Genomic DNA, 21,974 nt, shown 5'->3' on the forward strand with positions numbered 1-21,974 from the left:
ACTCTATCTTTGCTAAAAAAGACCTTTGCTAAATAAAGACTAACGGCTTGTCCTTAAAAGGAGCAAACGCATCGGCATCAAACCGATAAAGGCTGGCAGGCCGTCCGGCTCCGCGTGAGATTTTGACTCCGGTATCCTGTAGAAAGCCGAGTTTTAACAGGCGCGATCGAAAATTAGAATAATCTGAGAAATTTTCGCCTAAAACAGTCGTGTAAAGCTGATATAAGTCGCTGAGAGTAAACAGTTCGGGCAGCACTTCAAAGGCAACAGGACTGTACTCTAACTTATTGCGAAGCCGACGATAACCATACTGTAAAACCTGGTTGTGATCGAATGCTAAAGGCGGAACCTGCTGAAGCGGATACCAGGCAATGCCACTCACCCCGTCTGCAATCAGTTTGGCTTCGGCAAAGCGTACCAGCGCGAAATAACTGACCGAGAGATAGCGCACGCCATACTGATGCTGGCTTTCACGCGGATCGCGATCGGGTCCGCCAAAAGTATAAAGCTGCTCCAGATACAAATTTTCAACCCGAATCTTTTCAGATAGCACCCGATATGCCGCATCTTCGAGCGATTCACCCTTTCGAACAAGGGTTCCAGGCAGGCTCCACTGTCCCAAAAACGGCTCTTCCCGACGCATCACCAACAGCACCAGCAACCGATTTTGCGCGGTATCGACTGAAAAAATCACGTTGTCCACACCCACTTTAAAGTCGGCTAGAATTCCCGCGATTACCTCTTTGGGGGAACTGCTTCGCAACGGGTCGGTAGATTTTTTGGTGCTGCGTCCTGCCATGTGTAGAGCTGTTCTCGATGAATGTATGCCTCGATCGGCGGAATGACGGCTTCAGCGTCTCTAGTTTTCCGATAATCGGTAGATGAAACGTCTGGTACGGGGATAGAGGCGATCGTTACGCTGGCTCCCATTTGTCTCAAGGGTTCTAAGTCTACCTCGCTTAAAGGATAGCCCGGTCGTGGAATCACGAGTAATCGAACTTGCTGCAACAGTTCCTCAATGCAATACCATCGGGGAAGCTGCGCCACCAGATCAGAGCCAATGACCAGCGTAAAGTCTGCGTCCTGCCAGCGTTCTCTGGCGCGCTGCACCGTAATCAATGCTCTGGGATGGCTCAATTCCGCCTCCAGGCACAAATTGTGGCGCGGCGGATCAATATCTTCGATCAAAAGTTGCAGCATCGCTGCCCGATGAACAAGCGGCGTCTGGTGAGACTTAAAGGGATTGTCGGATGCCCAGACTGCTACCTGATCAAACTGACCTGCCAGCCAAGCCAAAACTGCCTGATGTCCGGCGGTTGGTGGGTCTGCGCTGGTTCCGAAAAGGGCGATCGAGGTCATGAGTAAGTGAGTGGATGAGTAAGGGGCTAGACGGGATGGGGGTGGAGGAATTTGTCGATGGATCAAACGATTCGTTAAAAGCGATCGGAGGTGTTCATAGGTTCAATCCTGCAATATCAACATTCACCACTATTTCGCTAATATTTCGCCATTGTTTCGCCACTGTGAAAACCCCAAGACCCAATTCACTCTCCGCCTCCTTATCTCCTCATTCCATTTCTGCCTCAAACTCTCCGCCTGGTTTCCTCAATCAGGGCTTGCAGGGCAGCAGAGATTGGGGGGGCGATCGTTTCCGGGTGGTGAATGCGGCGAATTGGTTCAGGTAGGCTGTTGATATTGGTGAGGGTGCGATCGGCGATCGTTTGCAGGGATTCAGGAGGGATGATGCGCTGACCCTGCTTAAGAACGGGCTGAAGGACGGGCTGTTCGTTTGGTTCGGGGGGTTCGCTGATCAGTCCCAGTCGATCGCCCTTAAATTGTCCCTGCTCAGTCTGTCCTTTCTCAATGCGGCGAAAAATCTGCTTGCGTCCGGGGTAGGTGGCCTTGCCTTCGGAAGCTTTCATAACCGGGATGCCGTCGATCTCGACCAGTTTATACACGCCGTTGATCGGGTTGCCGGAGACAAGCTTGGTGCCAATGCCGTAGCTGTCGATTTGTGCGCCTGCGATCTGAAGGCGATCGATTTCAAATTCATCAAGGTCACCGCTTGCCACAATGCGCGTATCGGGCAAAAGCTGACGAATCTGCTGGGACTGGGAAACCAGATCGCCAGAGTCGAGCCGGACTGCTTTGAGGGTGAGGTTTTCTTGCTGGATGCCCACAGCGAGTCGCTGGGCTGCGGCGATCGAATCGTAGGTGTCGATCAGCAGCGTTGCGCCGGGGAAGTAGCGGTGAAATGCCTGAAACGCCTCGTCTTCGGTTCCTTCAAGCGCAGCCAGTGCCATGACTAGAGCGTGTGCCATTGTGCCGCTTGGCTTTTGCCCGACCTGAAAGGCGGCAAGAACGTTTGAGGTGGCATCAAATCCGGCTGCCAGTGCCGCTCGTGCTGCAAAGAGAGATGCTTGAGGACCAAATGCCCGCCTTGTGCCAAATTCGAGCAAGCTTGCAGACCCGGCAACGTCTCGCATTCGCGCTGCTTTGGTGGCAATCAAGCTTTGGTAGTTGAGGAGATTTAGCAAGCAAGTTTCAACGATTTGCGCCTGCCACAGGGGAGCTTCAATCCGCAACATCGGCTCATTGGCAAACAGCACTGTGCCTTCAGGAACTGCCCAGACATCGCCTGTGAAGCGTCCGCTTGCCAGCACCTCCCAAAAACGATCGGGCACATGGGCAAAGATTCCGGTGGCTTGCAGGGCAGCAATTTGTTCTGCGCTAAAACTGAGCTGCTCCAGATAGTCGATCGCCTGCGCCAGCCCCATTGCCACGATGTAGCCAAAGTCTTCGGGCAAACGACGGGTGAACAGCTCAAAGCTTGCCCATTTCCCAGCGATGCCTTCTCCCACATAGCAGGCAGCCATTGTGAGCTGATACAGATCGGTGAGTAGGCTGTAATCCTGGGAGTTCAGGAGCAGTGCCGTATCTGGCATAGGGAATGGAAGGTAAATGGCTCAGAATGAATGGCTCACACTCGATGCACGGGTGTAGCGATCGTCCCGATCGGGAAAATCTATCAGCCTAGTAAGTATCAGCCTATTAATTATAGTTAAATTTACTAAAAGTTTTGGTAATCGTTCGCAGGATTCGGTTCGATCGTGTCACAGAAAGCTGATATTACACAAGCATTGCGTTCTGTGCTCCAGATCATTCTGCTGAATACTCAACTTTTGTAAATGATCCTACCTCCAACCGATTATATTGAGTTGAACTAAAATTTTCGATCGCTAATGTTCCCCATTAGTGCTCACAATCCAGCATTTCTAAACAGAGATAACTTGTGCAATTCGGGTATGAGCAGCCTGTATACTCTGAAGGGCGATGGCTGAACTGGATATGGCTTGCTCGACTTTTCTGAGTGATTCTAAACAGCGATCGAACTAGTGGTCGCAAAAACCGGGCTTTCTCTCACTGCTTTCCCGAATCAGTGTCCCTGTAGGGTCGATGAAATCCTTCCGCAAGTTTTGCCTGATGCGGTTGAAGAATCCCTCAACTCATCATGGCGTTGACCTCACTTCCTCTCACTTCCTCAAGTCGTGTAACTTCCCCTGCTCCGGTTCGGTTCTGCCCACTGCGATCGATCCTCAAAACTTGTTACATTAATTGACATCAGAGCGATGTCATCGGTGAAACAAGCAGAGAGCATCCCTGATACATCAAGCCACTGTCCACCATGGATGAGGTTCCCAACGTGAACGACGCAACAAAACGGCTATCAGAATTTTTTGAGGGCAGCAATACAACGAATGAACTGTGGCAATATGTCCAGTCCCTCAGCCCCGAAACCGTTGCTCAACTTTCTCGACCTCAATCGCGGGAAGTGCTGCAAGTGATGGAGCGCAACATTATTGGTCTTCTGGGCGGTTTGCCCCCTGAGCAGTTCGACGTGACAATTACGACCAGCCGTGAGGATCTGGGTCGGCTGCTGGCTTCCGCAATGATGAGCGGCTATTTTATTCACAGTGCTGAGCAGCGCATGAACTTTGAGAGATCCTTGCAAGGCGCGATCCTGACCGAGGACGAGGCAGCGTAAGTTTTCTGGAACGGGCAAGGCAACCGAGCAATATAATTGCTCATCCGTAAAATGGAGCTATGCCCATCTCTTCTTTTCATCCGACTTATAACGACAATCCCAATCCGGTAGGTCAAACGATCGATCTGCCGGGTTTTCGTTTGTCTGCTGATCAGCCTGGGAAGGATTTATCGAATCACGAAATTCATGACCTGCGGCAGAACTTGCTGCGATGGTATGGCGAATCGGGGCGAGATCTGCCCTGGCGACGCACCCGTGATCCTTACGCCATCTGGGTTTCGGAGATTATGCTTCAGCAAACCCAGGTAAAAACGGTGATGCCGTATTATGAACACTGGATGCAGCAGTTTCCAACGATCGCCCACCTTGCCCAGGCAGACCAGCAGCAGGTTTTGAAGGCATGGCAGGGGTTAGGCTATTATGCCCGCGCCCGCAATCTGCACCGAGCCGCCCAAATCATCCTGGCTCAGCATGGCGGCAAATTTCCCCAGGATCTTCCATCTGTGATGTCCCTGCCCGGAATCGGACAAACCACCGCAGGCGGAATTCTCAGTGCCGCATTTAACCAGGCTGTACCGATATTAGATGGTAATGTAAAGCGAGTGCTGGCACGGCTGAGGGGAATTAACGTTCCGCCGAGTCAGGCAATCAAAGCCCTCTGGCAGGTTTCAGCCTCCCTGCTCGACCCCCAGCAGCCCTGCGACTTTAATCAGGCATTTATGGATCTGGGCGCGACCATCTGCACCCCCAAAAATCCTGCCTGTTTGCTCTGTCCCTGGAACCCTTACTGTCTGGCGTATCAAACCAATATGCAAAACGAACTGCCCGTCTCTGAAAAGCGTGCCCCGACTCCTCATAAGCAAATTGGCGTTGCCGTCATCTGGAACGATCGCGGACAAATCTTGATCGATCGCCGCAAACAGGAAGGTCTCTTGGGCGGACTCTGGGAATTTCCGGGCGGCAAGATCGAACCAGGCGAAACCGTCGAAGCCTGTATTGTGCGCGAGATTCGGGAAGAGATCGGGATTGAAATTACAGTAGGCGATCGACTCATTACCATTGATCACACCTACACCCACTTCCGTGTCACGCTCAACGTGCATCACTGCCAGTATGTGAGCGGAGAGCCGCAGGCGATCGAGTGCGATGAGGTGCGCTGGGTAGAAGTGGCTGACCTGGAGCAATTTCCCTTTCCGCAGGCGAACGTGCAGATTATTGAGGCGATTAAACAGCAACAGCGGTAATGAGGCGATGGAGAGTCTGGATTAATCGAATTGGGCTAGGTCTATGTGTCGCCAGCTTAATCTATCTGGCGTTGCATATTGTTAATTCTCCTAATCCTCAATCTACCTTTGTAGTGACAGCATACGTGTTGCTATTGCAGGCAGCATTAGGTCTGGCAATTGCTTTCATTGTGGGGGTAATTGCGGTGATATTGAGCTGTGTGAATGCTTTCTTCAATTGGTCAATCAGGTGGTCGGTCAAACAAGCATTCAGCTTGGGAGGAATCATGCTGGTTGGTACATTCCTTGGACTAGCAGCAAGCGGAATCATAGGAGTCGCCTTAGCATCTGCCTTCGCGCCTACCTTGTACAAAAATTCTGGAGATACAGAAAATCCGTTCGGACAAGGGGCATATTTTCTTTTTATTCTCTTCGTTCTTTGGCTTCCCGGTTGGGCGATTGGAGGATTTTGGGGAGGAATAAATTCATTCCTCTGGTACAGGCATGAGCAAAGACAACGCTGGGAACGTTACATGGATAGCCTAGGCCACTAGTCGCTGCTAATTTCAACTAACGCACTGGTTAACGTTAATTCTGGGCAAAAGCCTGATTCCGGAGCAGTTTCCTGGTTTAGGAGCCTTCAAAAGAATTGTCGATTCAAACAACGTAAGCAATGATAGATTCATTCACCTGAAGAATGTGATCTGGAATATGGCAGACCCGATCGATGAGCTACTAAAGCAGCTTGATCAAGGCGAAGCAGCGCGATCGTCCTCATCTTCAAACCCGCTGCCGCCGATTGAATCTTCTGCGGTTAAGCCGATCGATTATCTCCTGGCTGAATTCGAAGCAACTACCAGCACCCCAGTTCGAACCGTCCCACACGACAAATTCTGAAACTCGTCAGCCCGAAAAACAGCGGCAAGAAGCGATCGCACAACAAGCGCAAGCGTGGCTTAACTGCCTTCACCCTCACAACGGCAATGCTCTGTTTTTTGAAAAGCTAGCTGAAAAATATTCTTCTCGATTGGAAGCGGCGATCGATTTTTTGGGGCTAAACCAGGAATAGGCTGGCTCTGTTCGCCTTATTTCCGCTCACCCAATATATTCCTGCTCACTCAAAAACAGAACAGTTTAGAAATCAGCAACTTATCCAACTGCCTGACACAGCCGCGATTTTTGTCTTAGACTAGGACAGGCTAATCGCAGCATAAGAACTGCCTCGGTAAGGGTGAATTCATGGACGACTTGTTGAATGCTCAATTAAACGCTCAGGCGACGGCTCAGGGACTAATGACGGTGGAAGCAGTCCAAAAGGCGCTGAATCGATCGCGAGCATCGGTCTATCGCTACGCCAACACTAATCCTTCTGACCTCAATCCGTCTTACGATGCGCGGAAGCTTAACCCGGAACTGCGGGTGAATAAAGACGATCCGCTTTTGTTTCACCCCAACGAAGTCGCTCGTTTTGCTCAGGATGTGCTGGGCATCAAGCAAGTGACGATCGAGGTGCAGCAGCCCAGCGAAAACGTCACCCACGATCTGCTGCGGGCAATTTTAACCGAGCTTCAAAGTCTGCGATCGGCGTTGAAGGATCGAGCGTAGGATTCATTCGCGATTGGATATCCTTTATCGGCAAATTTCATCTCTCCATAACCTGCATCTCATCCAACCGTTCTCAAAATGTATTAGCCTTTAAACTTGAAAGATTTTTTGGAACCGGGGTAGCTGCTTGTGCTAAATCCTGCGATTGCTTCGCTCACGGCTGATTTCCGCATCATTTTCGATCGTGACCCTGCGGCACGAAACTGGCTGGAGGTGATGTTTTGTTATCCCGGTCTTCAGGCGTTGCTGCTGCATCGGTTTGCCCATCGGCTGTATAAGCTGAACATCCCGTTTATTCCCCGTCTGATTTCCCACATTGCCCGCTTCCTGACTGGGATTGAGATTCACCCTGGTGCACAAATCGGTCAGGGCGTCTTTATCGATCACGGGATGGGCGTGGTGATTGGCGAAACGGCGATCGTCGGCAACTATGCGCTGATTTATCAGGGTGTCACCTTGGGTGGCACGGGCAAAGAGAGCGGCAAACGCCACCCCACTCTGGGCGAAAATGTGGTCGTTGGAGCCGGGGCAAAGGTGCTGGGCAATATCGAGATTGGCAATAATGTCCGCATCGGCGCAGGCTCAGTCGTGCTGCGAAATGTGCCTTCTGATTGCACTGTTGTCGGCATTCCAGGACGCATTGTGTATCGCGCAGGCGAACGAGTTGATCCGCTGGATCACGGTCAGCTACCCGACTCCGAAGCGCAGGTGATCCGGGCATTACTCGATCGGATTGAGGCACTTGAACAGCAGGTACAGGCATTACAGCCTCCTGCCCCACAGCCTAAAGTTGAAGTGAAGGTTGAAGATTCCACTCGCGTTCCCGTAACAACAAGCTGTCGCCTCAACGACAAGATCATCGAGCAATTTCTCGACGGTTCGGGGATTTAGGAGAATTTCAAGCTCTAGGCAATCCCACGACAGGCGATTGAACACTTTCCCGATAGGTTCCTGGAGCCTACATCAGGGATTCACTTCTTCCTTGGTCCATTCGTCGTTCGTTTTCTGATAAACATAGCGATTTTGAGGATCGCCGCGTAGCAGCAAATGATCGACCTGAACCGGATCGAGCAGCAGCAAACAGAAGTTAGGCGGAGGCTCGATCGCATCAGGTGGCGGCGGAGTAAAATCACTTTCGGCAGTTCGTAACTGTCCCGAAGCTGCCCAGGTAAACTGTAATCGAGCTGCATCTGACAAATCCTGCCATTGGGTCTGCCGTGCCTGCACCAAAGTACGATCGTCAAAATCTGCCCGAACGATCGTCAACGTTCCCAGCAGACGAAACTGCTCTCGCGTTTTGGGAAAATACCAGCACAGCTCGCCCCACGGATTCTGCTCGATTTGGGCAGTCTTATCGCTGCGATCGTCGGTAATAAACTTAAGCTGATTCATGTCGTCCAGAAAGCCGCGAAACACGACGGTGCGATTAGCAGGACGATAACTCGCGCCTGAGCCATTTTCGGAAGGGGACGATCGCGTTGGTGAAGATCGGACAGTGGCAAGCTGGGCATAGCGAGAGTAGATTAGCGATCGATTGCGGTGCAGTGCGCCTGTGAGAGCAGCCCGCCAGGGAGCCAAAATGAGGGAATGGGTTTCAGTCACGTTTACTCGTCAATATATTCGCTGGCAGGTTTAGTTTCTGGAAGCTGCAAAAACTCTTCTAGCCTGAACCCCTGGGACGGTGCTTGCATCGTGATCGATCGCTCCACAAACGCCAATCAGACTGCCTGGCTCTCCTTTATCTTAATGGTTTGAGGTTTTCTGGCAGGGAAAGGAGGCTTAAAGCGTGGATAATCAGATTCGACAATCCGATTCGACCCAGAAGGAAAGGTTTAGATGTACAGTAAATTCCCAAATCGCTTCTTGCTCCTGAGTTTGAAGTAAATTTGCTGTCTCTAAAGTCCCCGTTTATAAAAATTTTAGGGGGCTAAAGCACTTCTGCCACGACTTCGATCGCCGCTCAAGCCCGTTTCTCTGTTTATTCCTGTTCCTATGCCTCTTGCTGACTGGATTTATCCCTTTCCGCCCCTGCTTCCCGGCACACTGATCAAACGCTACAAACGCTTTTTTGCCGATATCGAGCTGGATACCGGAGAAACGATCGTCGCCCACTGCCCGAACACAGGTCCAATGACCGGGGTCTGTTTACCAGGAAATCGGGTGATGGTTTCGATAAGCAATAGCCCGACGCGCAAGCTGCCCTACACCTGGGAGCTAATCGAGGTTGAGGATAGGGTTTGGGCGGGTACGAATACAGCTATGCCAAATCGCGTGATTGAGTCGCTGCTAACCGCCCGGCTTTTGCCGGAGGTGGGAGAATATGACCAGATTCAAAGAGAAGTTCCCTATGGACAGGATAAAAAGAGCCGGATCGACTTCCTTTTAACTGGCGAAAATACCGCTCGACCGATTTTTATCGAGGTGAAAAATACGACCTGGGCACGAGGGACGCTCGCTTTGTTTCCTGATACCGTAACCACGAGAGGACAGAAACACCTTCAAGAGCTGATGGCTCTGACTCCGCAGGCACGGGCGGTGATGCTGTACTTCATTAATCGCGGCGACTGCACGCAGTTTGCACCGGGCGATCAGGCTGATCCGGTTTATGGGCAGCTTTTGCGTCAGGCGATCGATCGTGGGGTAGAGGTGTTGCCCTGTCGGTTTGAGATTACCCCGCAGGGGGTTCGCTATTTGGGGTTGGCGGAGTTCAGGATCTGTCAAATTAATTGAAATGAGCCAGAACTGCTGCCAAAGGGAGTTTGGTGAATTTAAGAGGAGAACACTGAATGAATCCGACTCAAATCAACTGCGCTGAAGCCTGTGTGAATGGCTGCGTTCTGGGCGATGCTCAATGTCCCAACAAAGAGCACCGCGAAAAGGCTTCCAGGTTTATTCAAGAAACGTCTCTCGATCAAATGCTGGCGATCGCGGAAGAATCGCTCCGTCGCCGCACGACCGCATCCCAGCCTAAATGGGTCTTCCCCGAAGATGGGGTCAATCCAAACCAGTAGTCAGAGAATTCAAGGCTGTTGAGTCGATCGCAGGCGGCAGTTCCAGTGGAATTGCTCCCAAAATGCCTTTACGAAAATCGTTGAGAATCTGATTGGCTGCCCGCTCTTTGTCTCCCTGGTACCGCGCTTCTGCCAGATCAGCAACAAAGCTCTCTCCGGTGCGCGGTTGGAGGGCGAGGGTGTAGCGATCGCGCAACGGTTCTTCTGCAAATAGGTTAGGCGACTGGTGAAGAATTTGCTTAATCCGATCGACCAAAGCCGCCGCAACCCGCTGATTATCGTAGGCAGCCTGGCCGATATCGTCGCAAAAGGCAAGCTTCAGGGCAGCGTCCTGATCGTTTAAGCGGGAAGGCAATACGCCCGGTGCATCCAGCAATTCCAGTTCGTCGGAAATTCTCACCCACTTAAGCTGGCGAGTTACTCCGGCTCGACGGGCACTCTCGACGACACGCCGCTTGAGCAATCGGTTAATCAGGGCAGACTTACCCACATTGGGAAAGCCGATCACTACTGCACGAACTGGACGGGGCAGCATTCCACGATCGTGTCTGCGCTGGTTGATTTTTGCGCCCACCTGTCGGGCTGCCTGCGCTACGCCGGAGATGCCCTGTCCCCCATGGGCGTCGGTGAAATAGGGCTGTTCGCCTGCGGCGCGAAACCACTTCGTCCAGTCCTGCTGCACGATTTGCGGAATCATATCAACGCGATTGAGAATCAGCACGCGCTCTTTGCTGCCGATCCACTGCGAGACCTGCGGATGACAGGTTGCCAACGGAATCCGGGCATCGCGCACCTCCAGCACCACGTCCACTTTTTTGAGCTGTTCTTGCAGGGCTCTCTCGGCTTTAGCGATGTGCCCCGGATACCACTGAATCGGCGGTGAAGTCATTAGCGGATAGAGTAAGTTGGATAAAGTATTTAATTCGGTTTCTTTAATTGTGACAGGCGCATGACGATCGCCCGATCGCCCTGCCGTATCAGCGAAGCTCTACTTGGGCTGCGGCAGCAGATAGATCGCGCCTGAAATCAGCGTTAGAATCACCGCCAGCCAGAAAGCAGCCAGCGCAACGGAAGTCCAGGCAGCCGGAAGCGGAGCAATTAGGAGGGCGATCGCCGCAATTTGGGTGACGGTTTTGAGTTTGCCCCAGAGGTTTGCCCCAGAGATTTGGGTTTGGTTAACGCGCCAGCCTGCGATCGTCAGTTCGCGTGCCAGGATGAGAAACACCCCCCAGGCGGGAACCTGTCCCAGTTCGACCAGTGACAGCAGGGGAGCCAGCACCAGCAGTTTATCGACCAGCGGATCGAGAAATTTTCCCAGGTCGGTGACTTGATTGAGCCGCCGCGCCAGATAACCGTCGAGCCAGTCGGTTCCGGCTGCCAGCAGAAAAATTGCCAGGGCGATCCAGCGAGTGCGATCGATCGGATGAGCCAGCAGCACCAGCAGCAGCGGCACACCCAGCAAACGAGAAACCGTAATCCAGGTGGGGAGATTCATGGGCGATACGCTTTGGGGAAACTGCGAAGCATACGGAGACAAGCCAGCGATAAAAACTTTTCGGTCAGAATTCAGCCAAAACAAAGGGCAAAAACTTAGAATTATCCTTAGCCCAACGTCTATTATCCAAACTCGATCGCTTTTATCGCTATGCGTGTTTTTGTTTTACTGTTTCTGAATGCTCAAACCAACGAAGAGGGAATTCATACGCTGAGGATAGGCGATCGAAACACCGTTCTCATGTTTGAGTCTGAAGACGACGCAACGCGATTTGGGCTACTGCTAGAAGCACAAGATTACCCCAATCCCAACGTTGAGGCGCTTGATTCGGAAGAGATTGAGGAAATCTGTCAAGACGCAGACTACGACTGTAGGCTGGTTCCTGAAGGAACGCTGCTGATGCCGCCCGAATCGAGTATCGAACAACCCGAATGGCAGGAAGATGGAACTCCGGGTGAGCCGGCTGAAGCAGAATCAGAAATGCCCATGTCTGAGCTAGAGCAAATTCGGCGGCGACTGGAGGGACTGCTATGAGCTGGTGGCACAAGCTAAAAAATAACGGTTTGGCGCGGTTTGGCGCACTGGTGCTGCTGCTGTTTTATCTGGTAGTGATTCTTGCTGAGTTTGTTGCGCCCTACGATCCTTATGCTTCGCAAGCTGACGGATCGCTGCTGCCGCCAACGCAAATCTACTGGCGCAATGAGCAGGGACAGTTTATCGGTCCGCACGTCTACCCCACTACGCAGGGTCCGGTCGAGCTTAAAACGGGCGATCGCTTGCTGAAGGTCGATCGAAGTCAGCCCTCTCCGGTGCGGCCGTTTGTGCAGGGCGATGAGTACCGCTTTTTGCAAGTCAAGCTGCCCTTACCGACACGATTCTCCCTCACGAATCCTCAAATTGAGGAAGTCGAGCTGTTTCCCGGCATTCCAGGGAATTTGCACCTGTTTGGCACAGCAGGTCTGGGCAGGCTAAATCTATTGGGAACCGACGAAGCCGCTCGCGATCAATTTAGCCGTTTGATTTACGGTGGGCGGGTGAGTCTCAGTATTGGACTAGTAGGGATTTTGATTTCGTTTCCGCTAGGACTGCTGGTGGGCGGCATTTCGGGCTATTTTGGCGGCGTTACCGATGCTGTGCTGATGCGCATCGTGGAAGTGCTGATGACGATTCCGGCGATTTATCTGCTGGTGGCACTGGCGGCGGTTTTGCCTCCGGGATTGACCAGCTCGCAGCGATTTTTGCTGATTACGCTGATTACGTCTTTTGTGAGCTGGTCAGGTCTGGCGCGGGTAATTCGCGGGCAGGTGCTTTCGCTGAAGCAGCGCGAATATGTGCAGGCGGCAAAGGTGATGGGTGGCAGACCGCTCTATATCATCCTGCGCCATGTGCTGCCGCAAACCGCGACCTATGTGATTATTTCGGCAACGCTGGCGATTCCGAGCTTTATTGTGGCGGAGGCAATTTTGAGCCTGATCGGGTTAGGGATTCAGCAGCCCGATCCGTCCTGGGGCAATATGCTGTCGCTGGCAATTAATGCTTCGATTCTGGTGCTGCAGCCGTGGCTGGTGTGGTCACCTGCCATTTTGATTGTGCTGACAGTGCTGGCATTTAATTTGCTGGGGGATGGCTTGCGGGATGCGCTTGATCCGCGTAATACGCAGCGTTAGAAGGGATTAGGGTCTGAGTACCGTAGGGTGCGTTAGCGTCAGCGTAACGCATGATTTCCCATTGTGGAGTGCCCTCAACTGCAAAGCCTCTTCAACCGTCCGCACCCATTAAATTAAGCGTGATTTGCTGAATCAGGGAATACTCCTCCACGAAACCCGATTACCCCGAAGGGGGAACTGCGAAGCAACCGCCCTACGCTATGCCCTACTACCGCAGAAGCAAAATTGCAGGCGGCACGTATTTCTTTACCCAGGTCACGCATCAAAGACAGCCCTGGCTCTGTAGCGAGATTGCCCGATCGCTCCTACGCTCGGCTTTGCTCAAGGTTGGTGCCAAATATCCATTTACGATCGAGGCGATCGTTCTGTTGCCTGACCATTTGCATTGTATTTGGACATTGCCGCCGAATGATAGCGATTATGCAACGCGATGGCGATTGATTAAAAGCGAGGTGACGCGGCAGGGGTCAGACTTGCTGGGGGTGCAAGCAAGCCGGAGTGAATCGCGGCAGAAGCGGCAGGAGGGCAATCTTTGGCAGCGACGCTTTTGGGAGCATACGATTCGGGATGAGGCGGATTTTGCGCGGCACTGTGATTATATTCATTACAACCCGGTGCGGCATGGGTTATGCGAGCGGGCAGTGGATTGGCAGTATTCGAGTTTTCACCGCTTTGTGGCGCAGGGGGTGTACTCGAAGGATTGGGGGATGTAGGGGGAATGGGTGCCGTTTTTGGAAGGGGGCGATGGATGAGGGGAATGTTGCGCTAAGGGTTGTTATCGTTTTGGGGTGGGTGTTTCGGGGTTTGGGTCATGCGTTACGCTATCGCTAACGCATCCTACAAGATCTACGATCGCACTGCTAACTTAATGGCTGAACCTGAAGTTGCTAATCATTTAGGACTCCATATCGAACCCAGTATCAGCACCGTCCAGACTATATCCTCCTTTGACGTTGGTGAAGTCAGCACCTATCAGAATGGAGTCATTAAAGTAAGTGCCTTCACAGTTAGCGAAGCTCAAGTCAGCCCCGCTCAAGTCAGATCTATTGAAATCGACGAATTCAAGGTTAGCCCAACTCAAGTTAGCATTTCTCAGGTTGGCATCGGACAGATCACTGTAAGCAGGCTCGATCCTTTGGGCATATCCATATCCACTCAAATCAGCCCCACTCAAATCAGCCCCACTCAAATCAGCCCCGTTCAGGTTAATACCTCTCAACTCGGCATCCTGCAACTTGGCTCCTCGCAAGTTGACTCCGCTAAAGTCTCTTTCTCCAGCAGCGTAGCGTTGCAACAATTCCTCAGCAGTCACAACTTCAGTCTCCAAAACACTACTGTCCCTACCTGGACAGAATTCCTTCGAGAGACGACTCCATTTAACCTTAATTTCAAAATTACCGATCTCCCATCTGGTCAACTCGCAGAAGCCTCTCTCACCAGCTACGACTCTACAGGTCGCCCCACCTCCGGCACCCTCACCCTTGACATTGACGGCAATGGCTTAGGCTGGTTTATCGACTCCACTCCCTGGGACAACAGCGAATTCTCCACCACCCTCATCGATACTGCCTTCCGCGCCACCCCCGGCTCCGCTGCCTTCGGTCGCTACGACTTGCTCACCACCATTCTCCACGAAACCGCCCACCTCGCAGGCTTCATCAACGGCTATGCCGGATTCGATGCCCATGTCAAAACGATCAACGGCACACCCACCTTTGTCGGCAACGGCTTCACTGCTCCCCTCACTCCGGATCGCTCCCACCTCGACTCCCGCTTCTTCCCCCACGACCTGATGAACACCACCCTCGCCCCCGGTGTTCGTAAACTTCCTTCTGCCCTCAATTTGAAAATTCTGGAAACGATTCGTGCCTGGGCAGAGGAGCAGGGGAGCAAGGGAGCAGGGGAATTGAGTCTGACCTCACCGCTGACGGCTCCGGCACTGATCGGCATTCAGAACGGCAGCTTCGACTCCCCCACTGGCTGGGATACCCGTGGAGCAGCACAAGTCCTTGCAGGTCAAGCCGTCCTGCGCGAAGACTCCCCGCTCCTGACCAACTTCTCCCAGGCCTTCCTCATTCCCGAAGGCGCAAAAGCACTGCAATTCACCCTGGTCAGCACCGACCTTGACAGCAGCAACAACGCTCCCGGCGATGCCTTTGAAGCCGCCCTGCTTGATGCCCGCACCCTCACCCCGATCGTCCGTTCAATCAGCGGACTCAGCAACACCGATGCCTTCTTCAACCTGCAACAGAGCGGTGATACCTTCGCTGGCACTGGTGTCACTGTGCGGCAAAACCCCAACAACACCCGCACCGTTACCGTAGACCTGACCGGGGTTGAACCCAATACCCTCGCCACCCTTTACTTCGATCTGCTGGGCTTTGGGACCAGGGAAGGCTCCGTCACGATCGACCCGGCATCCTCACTAGCAGCGAACTTGACCCCGTTGCCGCTGACAACACCACCACGACAAACCAAAACCCGTCCTGCTTCGGCTGACGAACGAGCGTGTTCTGTAAGTTTTGCGAAGATTAAATCATGCGTTACGCTGTCGCCAACGCATCCTACGAGATCTCTTCACCTGAAGATTACCTGCTCTAGCCCCCTGAGCGAATACCACGGAAAAAAGCAACCCGGTGTTCCATTAGAAACAATACATCGACGATAACGGGAACGTTCCCAATTCCCCTGTGAGTCCTTCTTAAACTCAACCAGCATATCTTGTGCACCAGTTTCGACCATAAACGCAACGATTCGGTGGTCGTCATACTCGACTACTCTAGAGAACTCTGGAGGCAGCATCCATTCATCTGAATTTGCTCGAAGCAGGGCATCAACCTCTTTGCCATGCAATAAAGTTAGAAGCTCCCATTTACCATAAGTGTTTCCCACCAAGAGCAATACAGCAAATCCAAGAAATCCGCAACCTAGCTTCTTTGTAGAGAAACGCAACATTTCTTGTTACTTAAGCTTAAGGTAGCGGTGTATATCAAAGATCATGCCTGCTAAGTCAAACGTTGGGTAACACTTGAAGTAGAACAAGATGAAGAACAGTTCTTCTTGATTGGTGAGTCAGCTAGTAGGATGCGTTACGCTTCACTAATGCATCATTTCGCTTCATCAACGGCATGGATGCTGTGACCAAGCAGGAGATTGACTTCAAACCTGATCCGTTCGGATGCTTCCGTCTGGTATGAAAGTGTTTCTAAAGATGAAGCAGTGCTAAATTCTTCTATCCCGCCTTAACGCGCCTGGGCAAGTTGCTGCACAAATTGCTGGTGTTCTTCTGAATTAATGCCCTGCTGCAAGACGGCTAAAACCTGCTGCATTTCTCCGTTGAGTAAGGCAGAGGTCGCTAACCACAAGCCAGGAAATACGCTGCTCTGAATGATGCCCTGCTCATCGATCGCCAGCGATAAATAATCATCGTCCTCTAACTGAAACCAATCAATCTTGCGATCGAACACCTGCCAGACTAGATATTCTTGAACGCCGTTCCGGCGATATGCTCGCTTTTTGTCTCCCAGGTCGATCGATGCGCTGCTTGCTGCCACCTCAACGACCAGTTCGGGTGCGCCCTCAATATAGTCATCAGGACTGAGCCGAGCTTGCCCGCCTGCGCTTTCCTCAATTAATAAAACTGCATCCGGCTGAGGTTCATTATCCCGATCGAGGCGAACCGTTGGATTATCGCCGATTAGAACCTTGGGTGTGAATGCTTGGTAAACGCCCAGCCAGGTCATCAAATTCCCATGCGGTTGACCATGACTCCGAAATCTTAGAGCAGCGGGCACGTACACAACTCCTTCGATCAGTTCAGCTTTCTTCAGGTGGGGCATTGCCTCATAGCGACGCTCAAACTCATGACGAGTCAGACGATCGCCGCTTTCCAGGGGTGGAATCTGCATCGGAGGGGTGACTTTCTGCTGAGAAGGGGTATCAACCATCGTTATCAGGAGCGATAGGGCGATCGTTTGTATTTTATCGCTCTGATTCTCTCACCGGACTTTGACCATAAAACGGAACTGCCTCTACCCAATGAGGACGTTCTTCTTTCTGCCATTCCTGATAAGCGAGTTCTAACAGAGCCGGAGCTGTTGCGCCAAGTCCGTCTTCGAGTTTGATTAGCTTGTAGGGACGTTCCCAGCGATCGAGAAAATTCTGCCAGGAGTCGATCGCCTGCACACAATCCTGCAAGGTTGGTTGAAGTCCTGAAGCTGCTGAAGAAACGGTATAGATTGCTGTATGCACTTCCCCCCGTTGAGCGGGCATCTCGATCGCCAGATCGATCGGTTGTGAGGATTCATCGGTCAAAGAAGGTCGATTTGCCCAGGCTGCGGCAGCAAGGGTTGAAATGGGGAAAAGCGGTAGGTTGAGCTGTTGTGCCAGGGTTCGGGCGGTGACGACCCCGATGCGAGTGCCTGTGAAGCCTCCCGGACCTTTTGCCACCGCAAGAAACATCAAATCGCGCCAGGTTTGCGGCAAGAGGAATTCCTGCAAGTAAACGTGCAAATGCGTGGAGAGATCGCGCCCTAAGTCCCAGGTTTGGCTGCGCCGATGCGAAGCTGTTCCCTCTTTGGGGTAATCGCCCTGAAAATTATCGATCGCTAAACCAAAATCGGAGCTGGCAGTATGCAGGGCAAGGGCATAGGTCGGGTTTGAATGGGTCGTGAAGGTAGCTGGCAAGATTAACTCGTGTGAATACAGACAGTTTCATTCTTCAGAATAGCTTTAGCATGGGAATACATTCCCTGCTCCTCCCCCACTAAAATGCGTCTGTCTTTTCCTGCCTGGGTTTGGCTTGTCGCTGGTGCAGGTTTGCTGGCGATCGGCTATCAAAAGATCGAAACGCTCAGCCACTCAGACCTTTCAGACCCGTTGCTCTATATTGTTGAGCGTGATGCTGCGCGGCGTGATCATTTATCGTCTGATTATTTGCCTCGAATTCGCACCAGCGAAGGAGACAATAGCGAAGGAAACGCTGAGACGATCGCGATGAATTCAGACATTCTAGAGTTTGATGCTGCCTCTAATTTTTCAGAAGGGCTGGCAGTGGTGCGGATCAAAGATCGCTATGCTTTTATCGATCGCACCGGGCAGGTCGTCATTCAGACCGATGAAACCCTGGATGGCGTCGCGCCGTTTGTCGAATCACGAGCGGTGGTGCGGACGGCAGATTTGTATGGCTTTATCGATCGGGAGGGCAACATCGTGATCGATCCGCAGTATGCCAGCGCAAATCCCTTTTCAGAAGGGCGGGCAGTGGTGCGAACGGGCAGAGCTTACGGCTATTTGAATCCAGACGGGACGCTGGCGATCGATCCACAATATACGCTGGCGACAGACTTTTCCGAAGGGAGAGCGGCGGCAAAGCTGACCAATTTGTATGGCTACCTCGCGCCAGACGGAGCCTGGATTATTCCCCCGCAGTTTGCCGATGCCTGGAGCTTTTCTGAAGCTCTCGCGGTGGTGAAGGCGGGCGAGAAATGGGGCTACATCAATCCACAGGGCAACATCGCGATCGCACCCCAGTTTGACGGAGCATTTAGCTTCTCAGAAGGGCGCGGACGGGTGCGGCAGGGCAGTCAGTGGGGGTTTATCGATCAGCAGGGCAAGCCGATCGTCCCCATTCAGTATGACTTTGCCTCAGATTTTTCCGAAGGGCTGGCAGCCGTGCTGGTGGGCAGCCAGTGGGGCTATGTAGACCATGCCGGACAAATGGCGATCGCGCCCCAGTTTGAGCTTGCCTCAGATTTTTCCGAAGGGCTGGCAGCCGTGCGGCAAAACGGCAAAATGGGCTTTATCGATCGCACAGGCCAAATCATAATCGCGGCGCAGTTTGAGAATGTCGGTTCTTTTCGGGAAGGGCTTGCCTGGGTGCAAATGGGCAACAAGTGGCGATATGTCGATCGCAACGGAGCGTTTCTGAAGCGGCAGCAGCCTGGCAATCTTTAAATCAAGTTTGGAAATCATCCTGATCAGGGCAATTTTCGACCGAAGAGTTATTTGGTAGATGCACCCTGATTATCGCCTCCCGGTTTCGTACTGGGGGGTTTTATTTTTTTGGTAGGATCTCTGGGCAGGGCAGCTTTCGCAACCATACGTAAACAAACTAGCGGAACGAACTCGCCCAAGTGACCGTCTCAAGTGCAGCCAGTCCGGCTGATGCTCCCCGTTTAGTTACGCGATTTGTACGGGCAATAGGGTACTGTCGCTTTAGTAAGCTTTTTCCGTTTGAGACGATCGAGGATCTGAATTCGTGAAATCTTCCTGGCTTCTTTCTGGTTTGGCAGGCATGGTCGGTGTCCTGCTGTTGTCTTCTCCCGCCGAAGCAGGCAGGCTGCAATCCTGGCAGTTGAACCGCAGTACAGACAGTCCCACACTGCGCTTTACTACCGATGATGATGTGCAGCCCAGAGTGCAGCTTTTGGCAAACCCCAGTCGCCTGGTGATCGATTTGCCCGAAACCCGGCTCGATCGCCCTGCCGTCACTCAATCTGAAATAGGCGCGATTCAGTCGCTTCGGATTGCCCAATTTGATGGACAGACGACTCGCATCGTCATTCAGTTTGCCCCCGGCTACACGATCGATCCGCAGCAGGTGCGCGTCCGGGGAGCCTCGCCGACCCAGTGGACTGTTCAGATGCCGCAGCCTGTCCAGATCGCAAACGCATCCGGGGAGCAAGGGGAGCAAGAAAATCAAGGAAATTTTCGCGCTGCGTCCCAGCTTGAAGAATTGCGGGTCACGCCAGATGGGTTCTTTTTGCGAACTGGGGGCGAAACGCCGCAGATCCGGCAGCGATGGGAAGACGATCGCCGCAGGCTCATCCTGCAACTGCCGAATACTGCCCTTTCTCCAAGCTTCAGTCAGCGTCAGATCGAAATCGATCGCTACGGGGTCGAGCAGATCCAGGTGGATCAGGCGGCAGGAGATTCGCCCAATGTCACGGTGACGCTCATTCTCAGTCAGAACGATACCGACTGGCGCCTTTCTCCCGGTTCGGGCGGCGTTGCGCTGATTCCCATCCATTCGATCACGGCTGCCCAGCGTCCCGACAGCTCTCGATCGCTTACCCGTTCTGCCCCCGATCAACCCGCCACCATTCAGGGGATTGACTTCGCAGATAGCGGCAGACAGCTTGTAATTCGCGCCGATCGATCGCTGACCAATCTGGAGAGCGGCTGGAATCGTACCACGGCAGAGTATCAAATCGTCATTCCCAACGCCAGATTAGCCGATAACACCGCCCAACCCCGGCTGGAGCAAAATAGCCCGGTTCTACGGTTTCGCGCCGAGCAGCGTGACCCAACGACCGTGGTGATCCAGTTTCTTCCAGCAGCGGGGATTGTGATTGGCGAATTGCGATCGGTGCAGCAAACGGTCGCCCTCAGTTTGCAGGGCAGACGAATTCCAGCAGGTTCCACCCCATCTAGCCCTAGAACCCCTGCCCCTTTGCCCAACGTTAGCGATAGTCGAATTACGATCACGATCGATCCAGGGCACGGCGGACGCGATCCGGGGGCAGTCGGCATCGGAGGTATTCGTGAAACCGATATCGTGCTGGATATTTCGCTACAGGTGGCAGAGCTGCTGCAACGGCAGGGCGTTGAGGTGCTAATGACCCGCACAGATGAGCGCGAAATCGATTTGCAGCCACGCGTTAGTCTAGCAAACCGTGCCAGAGCCGATTTGTTTGTCAGCATTCACGCTAACTCTATCAGCTTGAGCCGTCCCGATGTCAACGGTGCAGAAACCTACTACTATTCCGACAGCGGGCGGGTGCTGGCGCAGGCGATTCAGAACAGCATCATTGAGGCAACGGGAATGCGGAGTCGGGGGGTCAAATCTGCCCGCTTCTATGTGCTGCGAAACACGCAAATGCCCGCTGCCTTGGTCGAGGTAGGGTTTGTCACAGGTGCAGAAGATGCCCGCCTTCTCGCCGATCGCAATTTCCGCAGCACCATGGCACAGGCGATCGTTCGCGGTATTCTGCAATATGTACAACAGAGCTTCTAACCCATGCAGCTTACCCCGCACCAAATCCAGTGCATTCACAGTTTAATTCGCGACTGTGGACAGATGGCTCTGAAAATGGCAGCCGAACCGTTTCAAGTTTATGAAAAAGGGGTGGCAGATTACGTTACCACAGTCGATCGCGCCCTCGATGCCAAGCTTGCATCCGGATTAATGTCGCTGTTTCCGGGCGATCGGATTATTACCGAGGAAAATGCTCAGTCCTGGCAGGTGTTTTCGCAGCAGTCGGGTCCGTTCTGGCTGATCGATCCGCTGGATGGAACCGACGATTTTATTCAGCGCAAGCAGCACTATGCCGTGATGGTGGGCCTGCTAGAGCAGCATCAGCCAATCGCCGGATGGGTCGGTGCGCCCGCCTTCGATCGGCTTTACTACGGCGGCAAAGATTGGGGCTTATTTGAAGTGGTAGGCGATCGGGCAGCAGTGCCGCTTGTGCCGAAGGAACCCGCTCCCCCGACGATTGATGACTGTCTGATTTTGCTGGGCTACAAAGATCAGCGCCGCTTTGGGGAAGCGATTCAGCAGCAGATTCCGGCGGCAAAGTTCGACAATATCGGCAGTTTTGGTTTGAAGGTGCTGCGGGTAATTGGCGGCGAGGCAGGAATCTATCTCTATCTCAATCGCCGCGTCAAGCTCTGGGATACTACAGGACCGCTGGCAATGGCAAAGGCGGCAGGACTGGTGTGCTGCGATCTGGCAGGCAACCCGCTCCGGTTTACCCCCGATGCCGTGAAGCTAGACACCCTGGCACACCGTCAGACGATCGTGGTGGGCTGGCAAAGCTATGTCGAGCCGCTGCTAGAACCGCTTCAAAAGGCGATCGCTCAGGTAGGACTGGTGGATTAAGTCCGGTTATTGCTGTGATTAGAGAACGTCAACAGTCTTGAGGGCGA

The 21,974-nt window shown here is 52.9% G+C and carries 23 protein-coding genes and 2 pseudogenes; 15 read left to right on the forward strand and 10 right to left on the reverse strand.

The features are described 5' to 3' along the window. Nucleotides 1–28: 28 nt before the first annotated feature. The 3 genes from NDA02_RS14055 to NDA02_RS14065 all read right to left on the reverse strand — a co-directional run bounded on the left by NDA02_RS14055 (nt 29) and on the right by NDA02_RS14065 (nt 2,945). The gene (locus NDA02_RS14055; protein WP_190794162.1) at nt 29–799 is read right to left on the reverse strand and encodes an NUDIX domain-containing protein; all 771 of its coding nucleotides are present in this window, start codon (nt 797–799) and stop codon (nt 29–31) included. Continuing rightward, complete coding sequence (locus NDA02_RS14060) at nt 736–1,359, reverse strand: nicotinate-nucleotide adenylyltransferase (RefSeq protein WP_190794161.1); 624 nt, start codon at nt 1,357–1,359, stop codon at nt 736–738. The genes NDA02_RS14055 and NDA02_RS14060 overlap by 64 nt, the downstream gene beginning before the upstream one ends. Nucleotides 1,360–1,583: 224 nt before the next feature. Further along, on the reverse strand, nt 1,584–2,945 hold the full coding sequence (locus tag NDA02_RS14065; protein ID WP_190794160.1) for a nicotinate phosphoribosyltransferase: 1,362 nt from the start codon (nt 2,943–2,945) through the stop codon (nt 1,584–1,586). Between the two features lie 758 nt (nt 2,946–3,703). Here NDA02_RS14065 and NDA02_RS14070 point away from each other — a divergent pair. The 6 genes from NDA02_RS14070 to cysE all read left to right on the forward strand — a co-directional run bounded on the left by NDA02_RS14070 (nt 3,704) and on the right by cysE (nt 7,764). Then, the gene (locus tag NDA02_RS14070) at nt 3,704–4,045 is read left to right on the forward strand and encodes a DUF760 domain-containing protein (RefSeq protein WP_190794177.1); all 342 of its coding nucleotides are present in this window, start codon (nt 3,704–3,706) and stop codon (nt 4,043–4,045) included. Between the two features lie 59 nt (nt 4,046–4,104). Then, complete coding sequence (mutY, locus tag NDA02_RS14075; protein ID WP_348255143.1) at nt 4,105–5,289, forward strand: A/G-specific adenine glycosylase; 1,185 nt, start codon at nt 4,105–4,107, stop codon at nt 5,287–5,289. Nucleotides 5,290–5,360: 71 nt separating this feature from the next. Beyond that, nucleotides 5,361–5,822, forward strand: coding sequence for a hypothetical protein (locus NDA02_RS14080; RefSeq protein ID WP_348255145.1), 462 nt, complete (start codon nt 5,361–5,363; stop codon nt 5,820–5,822). 191 nt (nt 5,823–6,013) lie between these two features. Continuing rightward, nucleotides 6,014–6,337 (forward strand): hypothetical protein, encoded by a 324-nt coding sequence (locus tag NDA02_RS14085; RefSeq protein WP_348255147.1) that lies wholly within the window; start codon nt 6,014–6,016, stop codon nt 6,335–6,337. A 170-nt stretch (nt 6,338–6,507) separates the two neighbouring features. Beyond that, complete coding sequence (locus NDA02_RS14090) at nt 6,508–6,873, forward strand: resolvase (RefSeq protein WP_348255148.1); 366 nt, start codon at nt 6,508–6,510, stop codon at nt 6,871–6,873. A gap of 129 nt (nt 6,874–7,002) precedes the next feature. Beyond that, nucleotides 7,003–7,764 (forward strand): serine O-acetyltransferase, encoded by a 762-nt coding sequence (cysE, locus tag NDA02_RS14095; protein ID WP_348246693.1) that lies wholly within the window; start codon nt 7,003–7,005, stop codon nt 7,762–7,764. Between the two features lie 72 nt (nt 7,765–7,836). On the opposite strand, the gene NDA02_RS14100 is transcribed toward cysE, so the two are convergent. Both NDA02_RS14100 and NDA02_RS14105 read right to left on the reverse strand, forming a co-directional pair. After that, nucleotides 7,837–8,475 (reverse strand): Npun_F5749 family FMN-dependent PPOX-type flavoprotein, encoded by a 639-nt coding sequence (locus NDA02_RS14100; RefSeq protein ID WP_348255150.1) that lies wholly within the window; start codon nt 8,473–8,475, stop codon nt 7,837–7,839. 8 nt (nt 8,476–8,483) lie between these two features. Beyond that, nucleotides 8,484–8,564, reverse strand: a pseudogene (locus NDA02_RS14105) (Uma2 family endonuclease); the annotation flags it as partial. Nucleotides 8,565–8,865: 301 nt separating this feature from the next. Here NDA02_RS14105 and sfsA point away from each other — a divergent pair. Both sfsA and NDA02_RS14115 read left to right on the forward strand, forming a co-directional pair. Continuing rightward, entirely contained in the window at nt 8,866–9,603 is a 738-nt protein-coding gene (gene sfsA, locus NDA02_RS14110; protein ID WP_190794156.1) for a DNA/RNA nuclease SfsA, read from the forward strand. Between the two features lie 56 nt (nt 9,604–9,659). Further along, nucleotides 9,660–9,884, forward strand: coding sequence for a hypothetical protein (locus tag NDA02_RS14115; RefSeq protein ID WP_190794155.1), 225 nt, complete (start codon nt 9,660–9,662; stop codon nt 9,882–9,884). On the opposite strand, the gene ylqF is transcribed toward NDA02_RS14115, so the two are convergent. Further along, entirely contained in the window at nt 9,868–10,773 is a 906-nt protein-coding gene (gene ylqF / locus NDA02_RS14120) for a ribosome biogenesis GTPase YlqF (RefSeq protein WP_190794154.1), read from the reverse strand. The two genes, NDA02_RS14115 and ylqF, sit on opposite strands and share 17 nt — an antisense overlap. Before the next feature lie 99 nt (nt 10,774–10,872). After that, nucleotides 10,873–11,379: a CDP-diacylglycerol--glycerol-3-phosphate 3-phosphatidyltransferase gene (gene pgsA / locus NDA02_RS14125; protein ID WP_348255152.1), complete on the reverse strand. Its 507-nt coding sequence runs from the start codon at nt 11,377–11,379 to the stop codon at nt 10,873–10,875. A 150-nt stretch (nt 11,380–11,529) separates the two neighbouring features. On the opposite strand from pgsA, the gene NDA02_RS14130 reads away from it, so the two are divergent. The 4 genes from NDA02_RS14130 (at nt 11,530) to NDA02_RS14145 (ending at nt 15,714) form a co-directional block, all read left to right on the forward strand. Beyond that, on the forward strand, nt 11,530–11,913 hold the full coding sequence (locus NDA02_RS14130; RefSeq protein WP_190794152.1) for a DUF3110 domain-containing protein: 384 nt from the start codon (nt 11,530–11,532) through the stop codon (nt 11,911–11,913). Continuing rightward, nucleotides 11,910–13,046: an ABC transporter permease gene (locus NDA02_RS14135; RefSeq protein WP_190794151.1), complete on the forward strand. Its 1,137-nt coding sequence runs from the start codon at nt 11,910–11,912 to the stop codon at nt 13,044–13,046. Before NDA02_RS14130 ends, NDA02_RS14135 begins: the two co-directional genes overlap by 4 nt. Nucleotides 13,047–13,246: 200 nt before the next feature. Continuing rightward, nucleotides 13,247–13,759 (forward strand): transposase, encoded by a 513-nt coding sequence (locus tag NDA02_RS14140; protein ID WP_348246688.1) that lies wholly within the window; start codon nt 13,247–13,249, stop codon nt 13,757–13,759. Between the two features lie 98 nt (nt 13,760–13,857). After that, nucleotides 13,858–15,714, forward strand: coding sequence for a hypothetical protein (locus NDA02_RS14145; protein ID WP_348255154.1), 1,857 nt, complete (start codon nt 13,858–13,860; stop codon nt 15,712–15,714). A 293-nt stretch (nt 15,715–16,007) separates the two neighbouring features. Here the strand turns inward: NDA02_RS14145 and NDA02_RS14150 are convergent. The 3 genes and pseudogenes from NDA02_RS14150 to tsaB all read right to left on the reverse strand — a co-directional run. Beyond that, a pseudogene (locus tag NDA02_RS14150) lies at nt 16,008–16,106 on the reverse strand (transposase family protein); the annotation flags it as partial. A 182-nt stretch (nt 16,107–16,288) separates the two neighbouring features. Further along, complete coding sequence (locus NDA02_RS14155; RefSeq protein ID WP_190791072.1) at nt 16,289–16,993, reverse strand: Uma2 family endonuclease; 705 nt, start codon at nt 16,991–16,993, stop codon at nt 16,289–16,291. A gap of 34 nt (nt 16,994–17,027) precedes the next feature. Further along, the gene (tsaB, locus tag NDA02_RS14160; RefSeq protein ID WP_348255156.1) at nt 17,028–17,732 is read right to left on the reverse strand and encodes a tRNA (adenosine(37)-N6)-threonylcarbamoyltransferase complex dimerization subunit type 1 TsaB; all 705 of its coding nucleotides are present in this window, start codon (nt 17,730–17,732) and stop codon (nt 17,028–17,030) included. Nucleotides 17,733–17,816: 84 nt separating this feature from the next. On the opposite strand from tsaB, the gene NDA02_RS14165 reads away from it, so the two are divergent. The 3 genes from NDA02_RS14165 (at nt 17,817) to NDA02_RS14175 (ending at nt 21,927) form a co-directional block, all read left to right on the forward strand. Further along, complete coding sequence (locus NDA02_RS14165; RefSeq protein WP_348255157.1) at nt 17,817–19,001, forward strand: WG repeat-containing protein; 1,185 nt, start codon at nt 17,817–17,819, stop codon at nt 18,999–19,001. A gap of 304 nt (nt 19,002–19,305) precedes the next feature. Beyond that, complete coding sequence (locus NDA02_RS14170; RefSeq protein ID WP_348255159.1) at nt 19,306–21,063, forward strand: N-acetylmuramoyl-L-alanine amidase; 1,758 nt, start codon at nt 19,306–19,308, stop codon at nt 21,061–21,063. A 3-nt stretch (nt 21,064–21,066) separates the two neighbouring features. Continuing rightward, nucleotides 21,067–21,927 (forward strand): inositol monophosphatase family protein, encoded by an 861-nt coding sequence (locus tag NDA02_RS14175; protein ID WP_190791069.1) that lies wholly within the window; start codon nt 21,067–21,069, stop codon nt 21,925–21,927. Nucleotides 21,928–21,974 lie beyond the last annotated feature (47 nt).

The sequence above is a fragment of the Leptolyngbya sp. ST-U4 genome, from assembly GCF_039962215.1.
Classification (GTDB): domain Bacteria; phylum Cyanobacteriota; class Cyanobacteriia; order Elainellales; family Elainellaceae; genus Leptolyngbya_A.

What these genes read in the sequence shown, in the direction of transcription:
- NDA02_RS14055 (WP_190794162.1), bottom strand. Translation starts at nt 799, where the DNA reads ATGGCAGGACGCAGCACCAAAAAATCTACCGACCCGTTGCGAAGCAGT.
- NDA02_RS14060 (WP_190794161.1), bottom strand. Translation starts at nt 1,359, where the DNA reads ATGACCTCGATCGCCCTTTTCGGAACCAGCGCAGACCCACCAACCGCC.
- NDA02_RS14065 (WP_190794160.1), bottom strand. Translation starts at nt 2,945, where the DNA reads ATGCCAGATACGGCACTGCTCCTGAACTCCCAGGATTACAGCCTACTC.
- mutY (WP_348255143.1), top strand. Translation starts at nt 4,105, where the DNA reads ATGCCCATCTCTTCTTTTCATCCGACTTATAACGACAATCCCAATCCG.
- NDA02_RS14090 (WP_348255148.1), top strand. Translation starts at nt 6,508, where the DNA reads ATGGACGACTTGTTGAATGCTCAATTAAACGCTCAGGCGACGGCTCAG.
- sfsA (WP_190794156.1), top strand. Translation starts at nt 8,866, where the DNA reads ATGCCTCTTGCTGACTGGATTTATCCCTTTCCGCCCCTGCTTCCCGGC.
- NDA02_RS14115 (WP_190794155.1), top strand. Translation starts at nt 9,660, where the DNA reads ATGAATCCGACTCAAATCAACTGCGCTGAAGCCTGTGTGAATGGCTGC.
- ylqF (WP_190794154.1), bottom strand. Translation starts at nt 10,773, where the DNA reads ATGACTTCACCGCCGATTCAGTGGTATCCGGGGCACATCGCTAAAGCC.
- pgsA (WP_348255152.1), bottom strand. Translation starts at nt 11,379, where the DNA reads ATGAATCTCCCCACCTGGATTACGGTTTCTCGTTTGCTGGGTGTGCCG.
- NDA02_RS14130 (WP_190794152.1), top strand. Translation starts at nt 11,530, where the DNA reads ATGCGTGTTTTTGTTTTACTGTTTCTGAATGCTCAAACCAACGAAGAG.
- NDA02_RS14135 (WP_190794151.1), top strand. Translation starts at nt 11,910, where the DNA reads ATGAGCTGGTGGCACAAGCTAAAAAATAACGGTTTGGCGCGGTTTGGC.
- NDA02_RS14140 (WP_348246688.1), top strand. Translation starts at nt 13,247, where the DNA reads ATGCCCTACTACCGCAGAAGCAAAATTGCAGGCGGCACGTATTTCTTT.
- NDA02_RS14145 (WP_348255154.1), top strand. Translation starts at nt 13,858, where the DNA reads ATGCGTTACGCTATCGCTAACGCATCCTACAAGATCTACGATCGCACT.
- NDA02_RS14155 (WP_190791072.1), bottom strand. Translation starts at nt 16,993, where the DNA reads ATGGTTGATACCCCTTCTCAGCAGAAAGTCACCCCTCCGATGCAGATT.
- NDA02_RS14165 (WP_348255157.1), top strand. Translation starts at nt 17,817, where the DNA reads ATGCGTCTGTCTTTTCCTGCCTGGGTTTGGCTTGTCGCTGGTGCAGGT.
- NDA02_RS14175 (WP_190791069.1), top strand. Translation starts at nt 21,067, where the DNA reads ATGCAGCTTACCCCGCACCAAATCCAGTGCATTCACAGTTTAATTCGC.